We start from the raw sequence: 16034 nt of genomic DNA, 5'->3' as shown, positions 1-16034 counted from the left end.
CGGGCACCGGCTAGCAGCCCACATCATTGTGCTGCGGTGATATTGTGCGTGAGAAATATTGTGTTGCGTGAATATTGTGTGACGCAAGAATACTTCCACGGATGGGCTCGTGTCACATGACTATGGGACAGCAGGAAAAGGCGCAGGTCAGTGCGTTGCTGGAGCTATTGCCCGACTGGCTTCAGCAGCTGATCCGGATCAACAGCCTGGTCGCGACCCGGATGGGCGTGATCATGACCGACTTCCACTGTCTGCACGTACTCCAGCAGGACGGGCCGGCCACACCCGGCGCACTCGCGGCCCGTGTCGGTCTCACCGCCGGCTCGGCGACCCGGATGGTCGACCGACTGGAAGCGGCCGGCTGCGTTACCCGAGCGACCGATCCCAAGGACCGACGCAAGGTAGTGGTCGCGGCGACCCAGGAAGGCTTGGCGCGCGCCAGTTCCTACTATGCGGGCCTCACCGACCGGACCGAGCAGGACCTGGCCGACTTCACCGAGGAGGAGCTGCGAGTGCTGCTCCGGTTCGTTCAACGCAGCCTGGCCAGCGCGATCGCGGAGGCCGACCGGTTGCACGCGAGTTCGTGACAATCGCTGCCCACCACCGAGTTTCGAATGTTCAGTGCTGGATGAAAGTCCATGACCCCGATCCAGCACGGTAGGTGGCGAACCTCGCGTCTCGATCGACCGGTAACGCGTCATCGGCGGCGTCGACTTCCGCGTTCGCTCGCAACAGGGGCACGACGATGGTGGCAATACTGTTCGCCGGTACCGAGACATCCAGTGTCATCGTCGTGCCAGCACGGCGCCAACTACTGGTGATGTCCCCGCGTACGGTCCGAACCCGCGCTGTTACCGCCGTGAGCGAGCCGACGACGGCGGGGGCGATGCGGATCTTGTCGAAGGCCACCGCGTCGTGGTCCTGCTGAATTCCCGCGAGGCCACGGGTGAACCATGCGGTCAGTCCACCGAGGATATTCAGATCCGCCACGCCCGCTGTGCCGTTCCATTCCCAGCTCTCCGGTAGAGCGGTGGCACCGTGTTCGATCCAATACCCGTAGCTGGGGTAGCTGGTTCGGGTGGCGGCGTCGTAGAGGACGTCGTGTCTGCCAGCTTCGGTGAGGGCACGCACAATGGCGAGCAATCCGATCATCCCGGCGTTGAGGTGGTTTCCGGATTCTCTGATGCTCGCGATGAGGCGGGCGAGCACGGGCGCGCGCAATCGCGCGGGAGGCGCGTCCATATCGAGGGCCAGCGCTGTCGCGGTCTGCGACCCCCGCGAGTATGTGCCGGTGGCGGGGTCGAAGAAGCTCCGGTGGTACCCGGTCGCGATGGCCTCGGCGCTGCGTTGGTACTCGAGCATGTCGTCGGGTCGGCCCAGTGCTCGCGCGATACCCGCCATCGCGGTGGCAAGTTTCCAATACCCCCATGTCACCGTCACTTCAGGTGGGGTGAAGTGGGCGTTGTCCTGATCGAACGGCTGCTGCCAGTGCTGGCCCGGGTACATCCAATCGCCGAAGTAACCCTCGGCGAAGTCACCGGCGGGGTAGCTTCCTTCCTTTTCTCCGGCTCGCAGCAGCCGAAAGTAGTGCCGCATTTCGGGATAGTGGCGACGCAGCGAGCGGGTGTCACCGTAGCGGCGGTAGCTTTCATACGCTTGCACGATCGGCGCCCCGGTCCAGTTGATGTCGCCGATGTACCAGAAGCCGGTGGGGTCGGGCACGATGCCCGACAGCGCGCCGTCAGGACGTTGCGCGTCGAAGACATCGCGCAGCAGCGCCTGGTTGTAGGCGGCGAAATCGTAGCGATGGACTCCGCCGCTCAGCGCGACACCGCGGTCGGCCTGCCACCCGGCCTTTTCCCGGTTGGGATCGGTGGGCATCGTCGGCGAGACCATGGCGCTTTGCATGCTGCGGTCGGCGATTCTGTCGATGTCGTTGAGCAGCTGATGGGAGCATTCGAACTCGACGGTGGCGACCGTCGCGGCGCGCAGCACGATCCCGGTCACGCTCGAAATGCTCGGTGCGGTGGGCATTCCGCGAATCTCGAGGTAGCGAAATCCGTGATAGGTGAAGCGTGGATGCCACCGTTCGATCCCGCCGCCCGCCAACGTGTAGTGGTCGGCGACAACCACATTCGGCACCCAGCCGACCATGCCGCTCTGGCTGACCCGGCCGCTGTCCAGATACCAGCCGGGCAGCAGCGCGACCCGCGCTCCGGCAGGCCCTTCGACGTCGATCTGCGGCCATCCGACGAAGGACTTGCCGAAATCGAAGACATAGATTCCCGGCTCGGGTTCGGTCATCTCGACGGCGGGTAGCCGCTGTACCTCGGTCACGGCGGGTTCGAATTGCGCGCTGAGCGCGGCGGGGATGTCGGAGGCGGGCGCGGCGTATCGCCACCCGGAGTGGTCACCTTCCGGTCGATCCCAGTCGGGTTGCCAGCGGCGTGCGTCGTAGTCCTCGCCCCCGTAATGGCCGGAGAATTCGAGGGGTCCGTCGTCTGCTCGCCAGGAGGAGTCGCTGGACACTCGCTGAACTGTTCCGTCGGCATAGTGGATCTCCAACTGCGCGATCACCTTTGGCTCGCCGGACAGCCGGACGGTCTCCCCACTGCCGCCGAGTCCGCTTTTCCAGGTCACCGATTCCCAGTAGCGGCCTTCTCGTTCCGGCACGTTGAACAAGCCGTTGCCGACCATGAGTCCCACCACGTTGTCGCCGGTCCGCAGGTATTCGGCGATGTCGTAGGTCTTGTACAGCGCTCGCTTCCGGTAATCGGTCACGCTCGGCGTCAAGACATCCGTGCCGATTTTGCGGCCGTTGAGCCGAGCTTCGTACAGGCCGAGCCCCGACACATAAAGCCGCGCCCGCGCGATTCGACCAGGCCCGGCGGTGAACCGCTTGGCGAAGATCGGCAGCGCTGTCCGTGCGGTCGGCGTGGGGTCGGTGAGCCATTGCGCCGTCCAATCGGCCGGTTCGAGGAGACCCATTTCCCAATGGGCCACCGGACTCCACGTCGAGGGGCGATCGCCGCCGGTCCACACCCGAACCTGCCAGAACACCCGCGCACGCGCGAACAACGCCCGACCGCCGTATTCGACGTCGGTCTGCTGATCGGATTCCGTTGCGCCGGAGTCCCACAGGTCCGGCAGGTCCTGTTCGAGATGTCGCGCGGTGGAAGCGGCTCTGAGCTGGTACGCCGACTGTGTGACGGCACGGTCGGTCGAGTCCAGCCGCCAACCCAGGGTGGGCGTCGGGTCATCGATTCCGCGGGGGTCGATGAGATAGTTCACGGTCAGATCGACCGGCGCTACCTCGGCGGCCGCGCCGCGGGAGCCGACTACCCGCACGGTGTCCGCTTCGACCGGCGCACCGAAAGTATCCGCACCACTACTGTTCATTCAAGCTCCCTGTTCTCCACGCGGAATAGGTCGAATCGCCCGCCGCTCACCCGAAAGGCTGGACGGTCGACAGAAACGAAGAATTCGACCGCAGCATGACTCCCCCCGATGGCACCACCCTCGAACCAGCACGAAACCAATTCGACCGAACGCGATACTAGCGCAAAGGATTTCGCCCCGCACCCCGGCTCTAGCAGGACTCCAGCGGTCTTCACGAGCAGGTCGATACAGTCCATGACATGGTCGAATGCCGAGTGTGTGGCGATGTCGTTACGGAGTTCATCGACTTCGGGCAGCAGCCGTTGTCGGATGCTTTCCGAACCGAGGAAGAGACTCGAGAGGAGTTCTTCTATCGTTTAGCGGTAGGACAGTGCGGGTCGTGCTCGATGACCCAATTGCTCGAAGAAGTACCGCGGACAAAGATGTTCCACACGGACTATCCCTATTTCTCTTCCGGCTCCTCGGTCATGCGCGAGCATTTCGAGAACACCGCGAATAAATTCCTGGAACAAGAGCTGATCGGATCCGATCCGTTTATCGTCGAGCTCGGCAGCAACGACGGCATCATGCTTCGCACCATCGCGAAAGCGGGGGTGCGTCATCTCGGTGTCGAACCCTCCGGCGGTGTCGCCGAACACGCTCGCGCGCAAGGCATCAACGTACTCACCGAATTCTTCGAGGCCACCACCGCGGCCGCGGTGCGCGCCGAATACGGCCCCGCCGATGTCGTCTACGCCGCCAATACGATGTGCCACATCCCGTACGTCGACTCCATCTTCGCGGGTTTGGATGCCTTGCTCACCCCCGGCGGGGTGTTCGTGTTCGAAGACCCGTACCTGGGCGAGATCGTCGAGCGCACCTCGTTCGATCAGATTTATGACGAGCACTTCTATTTCTTCAGCGCCACCTCGGTGGATGCCATGGCCCGCCGGTTCGGCTTCGAGTTGGTCGATGTTCAACGGCTGACGGTGCACGGAGGCGAAGTGCGCTACACCCTGGCTCGCGCCGGTGCCCGCGCGGCGACCCCGGCTGTCGCGGAACTGTTGGCCGAAGAGTCGGTGCGTGGCCTGCACGATCGTGACTGCCTCGCCCGCTTCGCCGCCGAGGTCGGGGTGGTCCGTACCGAGCTGATCGCGCTGCTGCACAAGCTGAAGGCCGACGGTGCCACCGTCGTGGGATACGGAGCGACGGCCAAGAGTGCCACCGTCATCAACTACTGCGGTATCACGCCGGACCAGGTGCGTTATGTCGTCGACACGACCCCCGCCAAGCAGCACCGGGTGACACCGGGCGCGCACTTGCCCGTACGTCCCGCCGAAGCGTTCGCGGCACCCTACCCGGACTACGCGCTGCTGTTCGCGTGGAACCACGCGGAGGAGATCATGGCCAAGGAATCCGAATTCCGTGCCGGTGGCGGCAAGTGGATCCTGTACACCCCGAACGTTCGGGTTGTCGACTGACGGTCGGACTTTCCGATCACCTCGACGTCCACATGTCGCGCAGCGACTCCTGTAGCGACCATCGAGGCTGCCAATCGAGCAGGTCGACCGCCCTACCCACGTCGGCCTGTAACCACGACCCGCCGTAACCGCGGACCTCGGTCGGGAGATCTTCTATCACCGATTGCGGGAAGCCCGCTTCTCGGACGAAGGTCTCCACGAATTCGCGCATCGCTACCGCCCGACCGCTGCCGATATTGACCACGCCGCACACGCCGGGGCGCTGGGCGGCGGCCACGACGGCACGCGCCAAGTCGCGCACGTCCAGCCAATCGCGGTGCGCGTCGGCGATCGGTAGTCGCACCTGTCCGGATGTCAGCAGCGTCACCAGCTTTCCCGGCAGACTCGCCCGCGACGGCTGCGGCCCGGAGACATTCACCGATCGCAACACGATGGCGTCCACGGCACCGGCCGATGCCGCGTCGAGCACAGCCTGCGAGCCAGCGAGTTTTGTTCGGGCATAGGCTGATTCGGGCACGCATGCGGCGGATTCGTCGACCGCGACACCGAAGTCGACGGGTGTGTACTCGTGCATCGTTCCGAGGTGCACCAACCGCACCGGCCGTGGCTGCGTTCGCACCGCGCGCAGAACTTGCTCGACCAGCGCGACGTTGGCGCGCTGGAGTTCGGTCTCGGTACGGTCCCATCCGTCGGTCGCGTTCGCCGCGTCGGTGGCGTTGACCACGACGTCGGCCGACTCCTCGTGCAACAGGGTCGCGGTGGTGGCCGCCGACGCGCGGGACAGGTCGAGCGAGACGAACCGATCGCACCGGAGTCCTTCGGTGTGCCCGCGGGCCACCGCCACCACACGGGCGCCCCGCTGCGCCAGCTCCGCGCAGACAAACCTGCCGACCCAGCCCGTGCCACCCAACACCACGGCTGTCCTGATCCGGTTGTGTACCAACGGTTTTCTACTCCCCATAGGTGCAGCCTAGAGGCGGCCTGGGCTCGTCGCCACCGTAACCGCGCTCCCACGAAAGCTCCAGTGAGGCTTGAGTTGCCGTTGGTAAACCCGAGAGGAATCGACCCGACTGCAGAGGACTGATCCGTGGCTACCTTGGTGTGGGATTATCTGGGCGAATACGACAGCGAACGCGACGACATTCTCGCCGCCGTGGACAAGGTCTTCCGGTCCGGCCGACTCGTGTTCGGCGAGAGCACGAGCTCGTTCGAGCACGAGTTCGCCGCGTATCACGGGACGCGCCACGCCGTCGGCGTGGACAACGGCACCAATGCGATCAAGCTCGGTCTGCAGGCCCTGGGGATCGGTCCCGGCGACGAGGTGATCACGGTGTCGAACACCGCGGCGCCGACCGTCGTTGCCATCGACGCCCTCGGCGCGACCCCGGTGTTCGTAGACGTACGCGTCGAGGACTATCTGATGGATACCGCACAGGTGGCCGGGGCGATCACCGAGCGAACCAAAGCGCTTGTGCCCGTCCATCTGTACGGCCAGTGTGTCGACATGGTGCCGCTGCGGCGACTCGCGACCGAGCACGGGCTCAGGATCTTGGAAGACTGTGCGCAGTCGCACGGCGCTCGACAGCGCGGGCAGGTGGCGGGCACTATGAGCGACGCGAGCGCCTTCTCGTTCTATCCCACCAAGGTGCTCGGCGGGTACGGCGATGGTGGCGCGGTCGTGACGGCCGATGCGGAGCTCGATCGGCGGTTGCGTCGGCTGCGGTACTACGGCATGGCGGAGCAGTACTACGTAGTCGAGACGCCCGGACACAACAGCCGACTCGACGAGGTGCAGGCGGAGATTCTGCGCCGCAAGCTCGACAGGCTCGACGAGTACATCGCGCACCGACGTGCCGTCGCGGCCCGATACGCCGAGGGTTTGGCGGGGACCGACCTCGGTCTTCCCGTGCTCGCCGAGGGCAACGACCACGTGTATTACCTGTACGTGGTCCGCCATCCGCGCCGCGACGAGATCCTGAAAGCTTTGCTGGACTACGACATCCAGCTGAACGTCAGCTATCGCTGGCCGGTGCACACCATGTCCGGATTCGAGAAACTCGGCTATGCCATGGGGTCGCTGCCGGTCACCGAGGCGCTGGCCGACGAGATTTTCTCGCTCCCGATGTACCCCTCGCTGCCGTTGGACGTGCAGGACAAGGTGATCGGCGCCCTGTGTGAGGTCCTCGCGCGGCTTTGAACGAGACGTCCGTAGCGAACGGGACGTCCGTTGCACGCCCGGCATGCAGGACCGGGCGTGCAACGGAGCCGGATCATGCGGGGACGGGCGCAGGTGTCACGGTGGGCGTGGGTGTGGGAGCAGGCGTGGTTCTGCGGATGAAAAGGCTTGTCACGGCCACGCCTATGGACAGAATGACCGCCGTGACGAAACCGGAGACCATGCTCTCGGTGAGCACGTAATAGTCGGCCCGATCGCCAGGCACCCCGGCGGGTACGGTCACGTTCCTACCGGCGGTGGCGAGTACGGTCACGAGGATGGCCAGCACGAACGGCCCGCCCAGTTGCAGCATGGTGTTGTAGGTGCTCGAGGCCGAGCCGTAATTGCCCGACTCGACGCCTGCGCCCGCCATTTCGGTGGCCGGTATGAGCGTCGCCGCCATACCGATGCCGGTCAGCGCCAAGGGGCCGAAAATTGTTCCCCAGTAACCACTGTCGAGTGCGATTGTGGTGAGCCACAGGTTACCGGCGATCAGCATCAGCGCGCCCGCGAAGGTCATCCACCGCTCACCGATCTTGCGCATCAGGCCGATCACCACGGTGGAACTGAACACCAGGGCGAAACCGGTGGTCAAGAAGGCGAATCCGGTCAACAGCGCACTGAATCCGAGTGGCCCCTGCAGAAACATCGTCAGGAAGAACGACTGACCGATCATGACGCCGGTGACCAGTACCGCGCAGATGTAGGCGGCCACGCGATTACGGTCAGCGAACAGCGACAGCGGCATGATCGGTTGCGAAGCTCGTCGCTCCACCAGCGTGAACGCGACGAACAATGCCGCTCCAAGCAGGATCGGCAGCCACACCGATACCGTTGACCAGCCCGCTTCGCCCGCGTGCGAGAGCCCGAAAACCAGCAGCGCCACACCGAGCGCCGACGTCGCCGCCCCCGCGATGTCGAATTTGCCGCGGATCCGGGACTGCTCCTTGATGTAGAGCGGGGCGAGGATGAGCACGATGATGCCGACCGGGACATTGACGAACATGACCCAACGCCAAGACAACCCGGTGGACAGCACACCGCCGAGGAGCAGCCCGACGACGGCGCCGGAACTGGAGGCCGCCGCCGAAGTGGCGATCGCTTTGGTGCGCTGGGGTCCCGCCGGGAACAGGCTCAGGATGAGCGCGAGGCAGTTCGGCATGACCATCGCCGCGCCAATGCCTTGCAGCGCACGACAAGTGAGGAACCACCAGTCGGACATCGCGAAACCGCCGGCCAGCGAGGCGACGGTGAACAGCGCGATACCCAGCATGAACAGCTTGCGCCGTCCGAAGGTGTCACCGAATCTGCCGCCGAGCAGCATGAGACCGCCCAGCGCGAGGCCGTAGGCGTTGACCACCCAGGCTAGTCCGCTCTCACCGAGGCCGAGGTCCTTGCCGATCGAGGGTAGTGCCACGGTCACGATCATCAGGTCGATCGTGAGCATGAGTTGAACCACGACGATGATCACCAGCGCAGAGCCGAGACGACCGGCGGGCTGCGCTCTGCCCCGGTCCTTTCCCAGGCTGACGGGTACGGCATCCGATGACATTATTTCCCCATTTCTCGTCCGCGAAGACAGCGACGGACAAGACAGTACAAATTATTTTCAGGAAGTGCACATGAGAGCTTGATTTGACAAAATTAAAAAAGGTTATCCTAGAATGGATCAGTCGTGCCATCGAATTTGAAACACGCATCAAACAGCCTGTTCAGCGGGTGTTTTCGCCAGAATATCCTGTTCGATCAAGCTGACCGTCGAGGTAATCTTCGGGTGTAATCGGCATTGCGTATTCCGCAGATTTACGCACCGCAGTCGGGCGCGGCGAATGCGTTCGTTTCCGTCGTTCACGGCACCTCCGAGCGCTTCTGTATGTGCTTTCAACCAGATTTGGAGGCGGCCGAACTAGCGTCCGAAACGAATGGGATGCGGCTCGGGAGCGAAGGGGTAGGGAGTGGACAGTGGGCTACGCCGGAGGTTGCAGCTCGTACGCGGGTTGCAGTGGTTGCGCTCCGCGGAGGGGGACCCGCTGGCGGCAGTGTTGCGTGGACACCCGGCGGCCGCACCGTCGACGATCACGGATTCGGTGTACCGCAGTACCACCGGGACGGTAGTCGTCGGCGGCAGGCATACGGCTGAATTGTTCGCGGCCAGTGCAGGGCTCGCCGATTGGCGCCCGACCGGCACCAGGGTGATGGCGGTCGCCGCCGAGGAAATCGAACCCGCCGATCCGGCGGATGTGGCCGCGCTGGCCGACACAGCGCCGCCGGCGGTGGGGGATGTTCCCGACGAACTGAGCGACCTCGTGCCCATCGCGGAGTCGTTGTGCGCCAAGGCATACGCGGATCTGCTCGGCGTCGAACCGGACAGCTTGCTCGGCGCCACCGCGGTGCTGGACAACTTCCTGTGCCCACAGGAGACCTCGGTCACCGAGGGCATGCTCGCCGCGGTCGAAAACCTGCGCGACGCACTGTGCCCCCGCACACCGGCCTTCTTCCTCGCTGTGGTCGCGCCACGACTCACCGCCGACCTGGTCAGCCGCACGGCCGCGACCCTCCTCGCGGACGGCCGATGGCCGGACGTCGTGGGAGCGGTCGAGCGGGTCAGCGCCGCGAACCCGCTGCTGTCGCTGTCGCTGACAACCACGACCGAGGACGTGACCGTTGCCGGGGAGGTGATTCCAGGAAGCAGTCAGGTGGCCGTGCTGAACAGCCCCGCTGTGTGGCCGCGGACACTGGATCTGCCATTGGTCGACGCCACCGCGGACGCTGTGGTGACGGCGATCGCCACCCGCCACCCTCGACTGATGGCCACCGGCGCCCCGGTACGCCGCCGGTGCGCTCCGGCGACCAGCGGGCTTGCGCACCTGCCGGTCGCTTCGCTGCGCACCGACCCCCTGCTCGTGCGGTAGCAAAACGCCGGGCTCACCGCACATCTGAGAGTTGGTATTCGTATGAGGGTCGTTCTGACCTGTTTCGCCGCGCCCACGCACTTCTACTCCATGGTTCCGCTGGCCTGGGCGCTGCGCACGGCCGGGCACGAAGTGCGGGTGGTCAGCCAGGCCGCGATGGTGCCGACGATCACCGGTGCGGGACTCACCGCCGTCACAGCGGGGCGCGCCGAGTGGTTCGGTGACCAGCACGCGCCGGATCTGCTCACCACGATTTTTCCCGGCTGTCTCGATCAGGTACGCGACTTCGATTACGCGGGCACCGACACCTGGACACACACCGGGCTGCTCGCCCTCGAGCACATGGCGAGTTCGGCGATGTTCGCCACCATGAACGACGACCGGATGGTGGACGATATCGTCGCGTTTGCCAGGGGCTGGCGTCCCGACCTGGTCATCTCGGAGACCTTCACGTTCGCCGGTAGCATCGCCGCCCGTGTCGTCGGCGCCGCGTACGCCAGATTCACCTGGGGGCCGGACGGTGCACTGCGCGCCAGGCAGGCGCTGCTTCGCACATCGGCCGCACTGCCCGCGAGTCACCGCGAGGACCCCACCGGCGAGTGGTTGTCGAATACCCTTGCCAGGTACGACTGTTGCTTCGACGAGAAGATAATCACCGGCCAGTTCACCGTGGATATCACGCCGCCAGCGATGCGGGTGGACACCGGACTGCACTACGAGTCCCTGCGGTACATCCCGTACAACGGCCCCTCGGTCGTCCCGGACTGGTTGCACACCCCACCTGAACGCCCCCGGCTCTGCCTGACATTGGGCGTCACCGACCGCGAGCACGGACAGATCAACCACTTGGACGCGGTGCTCGGAGAATTGACCCAGGTCGAATTGTTCGACGCGGTCGCCGATGTGGACTGTGAAGTGATCGCGACGCTGGACCCGGAGCGACTGACGATCCCGGTGCCCGAGAATGTGCGCGCCGTCGGCTTCGTCCCGCTCAGCGATCTGCTGCCCACCTGTTCGGCCGTCGCCCATCACGGCGGCAGCGGCACCCGCTCCACGGCAGAGGTGCACGGTGTGCCGCAGCTGATGGTCGCAGAAGGATGGGATGTGTTGCGCGGCAACGGTATTCAGGAAGCAGGGGCTGGCCTGTGTGTCCCGGTGGAGAAGCTCTCCGCCCAGGTGCTGCGCGACAGTCTGCACACTCTGCTGACGGACCCGTCGCTCGCCGAAGGCGCGTTGCGGCTGCGCGACGAGATCCACACCCTGCCGACACCCGCCGCACTGGTGGCGAGGCTGGAAGCCCTGGTAGACGCCTATCGAGAGGAACGTTGAGATGTACGAGGGCGAGTTCGCCGACATCTACGACCGCATCCACGCACACCGTGGCAAGGACTACGCGGGGGAGGCTCGACTGGTCGCCGATCTCGTGCGCGAGCGCAACCCCGGCGCGGCTTCGGTGCTCGACATCGCCGCGGGAACCGGCAACCACTTGCGTTACCTCCGTGCGGATTTCCCCGATGCCGCAGGGTTGGAACAATCGCCGGAAATGATCGCGACAGCCAAGCGGCGCATTCCCGAGATCACCATCCATGAGGGCGACATGCGCGACTTCGACCTCGGACGCACCTTCGACGTCGTCACGCTGATGTTCAGCAGTATCGGTTATGTGGAGGACTACGCCGATCTGGAGCGGGCACTGGCCGCGCTGAGCCGCCATCTCACGCCCGGCGGAGTGGTCGTGGTCGAGCCATGGGTGTTTCCCGATTCCTTTACCCCCGACTACCTCGCGACCGATCTGGTCCGCGACGACGAAGGCGCGGTGACTCGCTTCTCCCATTCCGTGCGGGAAGGTGACGCTGTCGTGATGAGCGTGCAATACCTGGTCGCGACGCCGGAGCAGGGGATTCACCACCTCACCGACCGGCACCGGCTCGCGTTGTTCACCCGCGCGCAGTATCTCGCGGCATTCGCGACAGCGAAGTGCCCGGCGGAGTTCGTCCGGCCCGAGCCGTTCGGTCGGGGATTGTTCGTGGGGGTGAAGCAGCGGTGAATCTGTCAGGTCACGGCTCCAGCGCGAGGCAGTCCTCGTAGTGGGGGAGCAGGTCGCGTTCCAGTGCCTCGGCCAAGGTCGGTGCGCTGGTGTCGCGCTCGGACAGTAGCTGGGCCGAGCGAACGTGCACACCGAGCTCGGGATCGCGCGGGTCGAGCGCACATTCGTTTTCCGGGATATAGCCGCCGGACAACAGGTATGTCATCACCGTGTCGTCCTCCAGTGCGAGAAAGGCGTGGGCGACACCGATCGGCAGGTACAGGCCGCGTTGTGCACTCCCGTCCAATTCCACGATCTCGAGCGCGCCGAAGGTCGGGGAGCCGACGCGGACATCCAGCACCATGTCGAGGCAGCGACCGTGCGCGCACCACACATACTTCGCCCGGCCGGGTGGCGGCATCGTGTAGTGCACGCCCCGAAAGACGCCCCGTTTGGATCGACTGATCGCGCCCTGCGCCACCGGAAACAGCGGGCGGCCCAGTTCGGCGGCGAGCACGTCGGCATCCAGTGGGGTGACGAAGCTTCCCCGATCGTCGGTGAAGCCGGTGGCATCGAATTCCAGCGCACCGGTGACGGACAAGTCGCGCGCCTTCATCGAGTGGTCCGGATCGTCAGGCTGTGCAGGCAGGCCACCAACGTGCGGGCCTGCACATTGACGTAGTGGCTGTGGCGAAGTAAATCTGCCAACTGGTGCACCGGCATCCAGCGGAAGTCCTGGCGTTCGTGGCGGCTGTCGCGCTCGACCTCGACCACCGCATACGTGTTGCGCGACCGATAGAACCGGCCGCCCTCCTCCGACAGCAGCGTGCGATACCGGATCTGTTCGGGACGGGCGGACAACACCTCGTCCACGAACGTCGGCCTGGCGGCGGCAGGCAGGTGCCGATAGTTGTCGGGCGTGCATTGCACCGTCGGGGCCAGCTCCACCACATCGAGGTATCCGGGTTCGGCGCGAGCGTGGACGAGTGCGTGCAGCACGCCGTGCACGCGGGCCACCAGGAACGCCACCAGGCCGGTGCCCTTGGCGGCGATCATGGGTTGGCTCCAGCCGGGCACCTCCCGTGTCCTCGTCCGCACCTCGACCCCGATGACATCGAAGAACTGCCCGCTGACGTGCGAAATGGTCCCGTCGACCCGATGCCAGTCCGGGAGCGCGGCCAGCGGCAACTCTCGTGTGGCGACCTCGGTGTGGGTGCGAATGTCTGTGACCCAGCTGAGCACCTCTGCCATGCTGTGCAGGCCGCCGCTGTCGGCGTCGCAAGAAGCCAGCAGCGCGGCGTGGAACTCGCCGTGCGGCGGCACGATCGCCTCGCGCAGTGCGGGCCCGGCGAAGGGCAGACAAGCCAGTACCGTCCGCGCGTCCATATTGATCAGGTCCTCGACAGCCAGTAATCGGTGCACCTGGCCCAGGGTCAGCCAGTAAAACCCCGGTAGTTCGCGAACCTCTTCGGTGACCTCGACGACCATGTTGCGGTTGCGCTTCTGTCGAAACCACGCGCCCTGTTCGGACTGCCGCACGTCCGCGAGGACGCGGTGTCGGGCCGTGTCGCGGAAGATGTCGAGGTAGGGGACCGCCGAACCGCCGTGTACGCGTGTGTAGTTCGACCTCGTGGCCTGCACGGTAGGCGAAAGTTGAAGTCCAAGAGCATTGCCCGGCTCCACCTTGCCCTGCATCAGTAGGTGTGCCACACCGTCGAACTCCTTGACCAGGATGCCGAGCACGCCGACCTCGGGTTGGTTGATGATCGGCTGACTCCAGGTCGAGACGGGCGCGCCGCTGCGGTGTACTTCCAAGCCGCCGACGGTGAAGAATCGGCCGCTGTCGTGGGTGATGTCGCCGGTGTCCTGGTCGGTGCGCCACCCTGCGAGGTCGTCCAGCGACACCTGGCGTACCGCCATGGTGGCGCGCCCGTGGCACTGCTCGAACCATTGCCGAAACCCATCGAGGTCACCGAGCGGTCCCGCAGGATCGGAGCCGGCCACCGCCGACACCGCGAGCCGACGTGGCGTGTCCACGTCCGGCCCCACCGACAGCGGTGCGGTCTGTTCCGCGGTGGTGTGGTGCGCCACATCAAACTCCTGCTCGGTCCGCCGGGGTCCTCGCCCGACCCGGAGTGGGCGGGCCGGACTCACCTTCGCGCACCCAGCTAGAGGGGCGGTTCGAAAGACACTCGAACTTCGGTGGGAGAGCTGCGTACGCGCCCCTTCAACGTTGCCCGAGGCGGTGCGTCGGGCTGCCGAACTCGCGGGCGTCGACGCACTACCAGCTGCGCCGTGCGGCTACCTCTCGAGCCGGGGGACCGGTTGTCGCGGCGTCATCCGGCAGCCCGATCGTGGAAGGCGTGTCGGCGCAGTCTCGCGTCCTGGAGGTGCGGTGGCACGTATGCCACGTCGATCGGTCCGGTGTCGGTCCCCGGCGGCACGATGTCGTCGATCTGGTCGAGGAGGTCGTCGCTCAGGCCGGTGGCGGTTCCGGCGAGGAGGTCGTCCAATTGCTCGGCGGTGCGCGGTCCGATAATGGCCGAACTGACCGCGGGATGCGCGAGGACGAAACCCATGGCCAGGTGGGTCAAGGACAGTCCGGCCTGTGCGGCGACCGGGATGAGCGCTTCGACGGCGTCGCGTTTGCGTTCGTCGGCAATGTGTTTCGGCGCCCAGTGCAAGAGCGCATCCGATGCCGTTTCGCCGCCGCGCCTGCGGTAGCGGCCGGTGAGCAATCCCATCGACAGCGGGCTCCACACCAGGGTGCCGAGGCCATAGCGCTGACAGACCGGGAAGATCTCACGTTCGACTCCGCGCTCGAGAATCGAGTAGTGCGGTTGCTCGGTGCGGAATCGGGCCAGTCCGCGATGGTCGGACACCCATTGGGCCTCCACGATTTCCGAGGGCGGCAGGTTGGAGTGGCCGATGGCACGCACTTTTCCCGAGCGCAGCAGATCGGTCAACGCACTCAGGGTTTCCTCGATATCGGTGTCGGGTGCGGGGTGATGGACCTGATAGAGATCGATGTGGTCGATATCGAGTCGACGCAGCGACGCCTCGACGGCCGAGACGATCCAGCGGCGAGAATTGCCACGCCGATTGGGGTCAGGACCCATCGGTCCGTTGAACTTGGTGGCGACAACGACGTCGTCGCGGCGGCCGCGCAAGGCTTTTGCGACGATACGCTCGGATTCGCCGTCACCGCCGTACACGTCGGCGGTGTCGATGGTGTTGATCCCGCTGTCGAGTGCGCGGTGGATGATGCGTACGCAGTCATCGTGGTCGGGGTTGCCGAAGCGCCCGAATTTCATGGTGCCCAGGGTGTACGAGCTCACCTGGATGCCGGTGCGGCCCAGTGGGCGGGTGCGCATGCTGTCTCCTGTGGTAGCCGACGTTCGTCAGGAAAAGAACTGGGCGCGACCGAGGTTCGGCCGCGCCCAGGGTGTCGATCAGGCCGGGGTGTACTCGGCGACGACGTCGAGGATCCAGGTGACGCCGAAGCGGTCGCTCAACATCCCGAAAGCGGGCGCCCACTGGGCGGGGCCGAAGTCCTCGATGACCGTGGCGCCGTCGGCGAGGCGTTTCCACAGCGCACCGACCTCGTCGACGGTCTCACCACGGACGGACAGGAAGAACGGCTCCTCGGTGATCGTGGTCCCGTGTTCGCGGCGAGTGGAAGGTGCGGCCTTGCTCGCCGGTTCGTCGGCGCCGGGCACGTCATAGGCCATCACACGGAAGCCGTTGTCGGCGACCACCTGGCCGAACACCACCTTGGCCGCGTCGGGCGACTCGGCGGGCATCCCGAAGTCGCCGTAGGTGGCGATCGTGGCCTGCCCGTCGAACACCGACTGGTAGAACTCCAGGGCGGCGCGCGCCTGACCGTGGAAGTTCAGGTGAGCAACAGCGTTTACCGACATTGTGGTTCGGTTCCCTTCGCAGGAGGTTTCGTCGCCGGGGATTCCGTGCGACGAGGACCACTCTGGCAGCGATACCGGTCAGGGAACGTCCGCTATTTATGG

General features: G+C 65.5%; 13 protein-coding genes. 6 read left to right on the top strand and 7 right to left on the bottom strand.

Features of this window, described 5'->3' with window-relative positions; all coding sequences use genetic code 11:
• Window positions 1–116 precede the first annotated feature (116 nt).
• The gene (locus ABEA50_RS11515; RefSeq protein ID WP_345495269.1) at window positions 117–587 is read left to right on the top strand and encodes a MarR family winged helix-turn-helix transcriptional regulator; all 471 of its coding nucleotides are present in this window, start codon (window positions 117–119) and stop codon (window positions 585–587) included.
• A gap of 31 nt (window positions 588–618) precedes the next feature.
• On the opposite strand, the gene ABEA50_RS11510 is transcribed toward ABEA50_RS11515, so the two are convergent.
• Window positions 619–3399, bottom strand: a complete 2781-nt coding sequence (locus ABEA50_RS11510; protein ID WP_345495268.1) for a family 78 glycoside hydrolase catalytic domain — start codon at window positions 3397–3399, stop codon at window positions 619–621.
• A 239-nt stretch (window positions 3400–3638) separates the two neighbouring features.
• Here ABEA50_RS11510 and ABEA50_RS11505 point away from each other — a divergent pair, with 239 nt between their 5' ends.
• Window positions 3639–4859, top strand: coding sequence for a class I SAM-dependent methyltransferase (locus ABEA50_RS11505; protein ID WP_345495267.1), 1221 nt, complete (start codon window positions 3639–3641; stop codon window positions 4857–4859).
• 16 nt (window positions 4860–4875) lie between these two features.
• Here ABEA50_RS11505 and ABEA50_RS11500 read toward each other — a convergent pair whose 3' ends face one another.
• On the bottom strand, window positions 4876–5820 hold the full coding sequence (locus ABEA50_RS11500) for an NAD-dependent epimerase/dehydratase family protein (protein WP_345495266.1): 945 nt from the start codon (window positions 5818–5820) through the stop codon (window positions 4876–4878).
• A gap of 126 nt (window positions 5821–5946) precedes the next feature.
• Here ABEA50_RS11500 and ABEA50_RS11495 point away from each other — a divergent pair, with 126 nt between their 5' ends.
• Window positions 5947–7056, top strand: a complete 1110-nt coding sequence (locus ABEA50_RS11495) for a DegT/DnrJ/EryC1/StrS family aminotransferase (RefSeq protein WP_345495265.1) — start codon at window positions 5947–5949, stop codon at window positions 7054–7056.
• Between the two features lie 73 nt (window positions 7057–7129).
• Here the strand turns inward: ABEA50_RS11495 and ABEA50_RS11490 are convergent, their stop codons facing one another.
• Window positions 7130–8626, bottom strand: coding sequence for an MFS transporter (locus ABEA50_RS11490; protein WP_345495264.1), 1497 nt, complete (start codon window positions 8624–8626; stop codon window positions 7130–7132).
• A 403-nt stretch (window positions 8627–9029) separates the two neighbouring features.
• Here ABEA50_RS11490 and ABEA50_RS11485 point away from each other — a divergent pair, with 403 nt between their 5' ends.
• Genes ABEA50_RS11485 through ABEA50_RS11475 form a run of 3 tightly spaced genes read left to right on the top strand, consistent with a single transcriptional unit; the run spans window position 9030 to window position 12033 of the window.
• On the top strand, window positions 9030–9986 hold the full coding sequence (locus ABEA50_RS11485) for a cytochrome P450 family protein (RefSeq protein ID WP_345495263.1): 957 nt from the start codon (window positions 9030–9032) through the stop codon (window positions 9984–9986).
• Window positions 9987–10028: 42 nt separating this feature from the next.
• A complete protein-coding gene (locus ABEA50_RS11480) occupies window positions 10029–11315 on the top strand; it encodes an activator-dependent family glycosyltransferase (protein ID WP_345495262.1) in 1287 nt (428 codons plus the stop codon).
• A 1-nt stretch (window position 11316) separates the two neighbouring features.
• The gene (locus ABEA50_RS11475; RefSeq protein ID WP_345495261.1) at window positions 11317–12033 is read left to right on the top strand and encodes a class I SAM-dependent methyltransferase; all 717 of its coding nucleotides are present in this window, start codon (window positions 11317–11319) and stop codon (window positions 12031–12033) included.
• 10 nt (window positions 12034–12043) lie between these two features.
• Here ABEA50_RS11475 and ABEA50_RS11470 read toward each other — a convergent pair whose 3' ends face one another.
• The 4 genes from ABEA50_RS11470 to ABEA50_RS11455 form a co-directional block, all read right to left on the bottom strand.
• The gene (locus ABEA50_RS11470; protein ID WP_345495260.1) at window positions 12044–12628 is read right to left on the bottom strand and encodes a dTDP-4-dehydrorhamnose 3,5-epimerase family protein; all 585 of its coding nucleotides are present in this window, start codon (window positions 12626–12628) and stop codon (window positions 12044–12046) included.
• The gene (locus tag ABEA50_RS11465; protein WP_345495259.1) at window positions 12625–14103 is read right to left on the bottom strand and encodes an NDP-hexose 2,3-dehydratase family protein; all 1479 of its coding nucleotides are present in this window, start codon (window positions 14101–14103) and stop codon (window positions 12625–12627) included. The genes ABEA50_RS11470 and ABEA50_RS11465 overlap by 4 nt, the downstream gene beginning before the upstream one ends.
• Window positions 14104–14348: 245 nt before the next feature.
• The gene (locus ABEA50_RS11460) at window positions 14349–15386 is read right to left on the bottom strand and encodes an aldo/keto reductase (protein WP_345495258.1); all 1038 of its coding nucleotides are present in this window, start codon (window positions 15384–15386) and stop codon (window positions 14349–14351) included.
• A 78-nt stretch (window positions 15387–15464) separates the two neighbouring features.
• Entirely contained in the window at window positions 15465–15932 is a 468-nt protein-coding gene (locus tag ABEA50_RS11455; protein WP_345495256.1) for a VOC family protein, read from the bottom strand.
• Window positions 15933–16034: the final 102 nt, after the last annotated feature.

The sequence above is a fragment of the Nocardia callitridis genome (genome assembly GCF_039543305.1).
Lineage (GTDB): Bacteria > Actinomycetota > Actinomycetes > Mycobacteriales > Mycobacteriaceae > Nocardia > Nocardia callitridis.
Note: the sequence above shows the minus strand (reverse complement) of the source record. Positions and strands in the feature narration are given on the sequence as shown.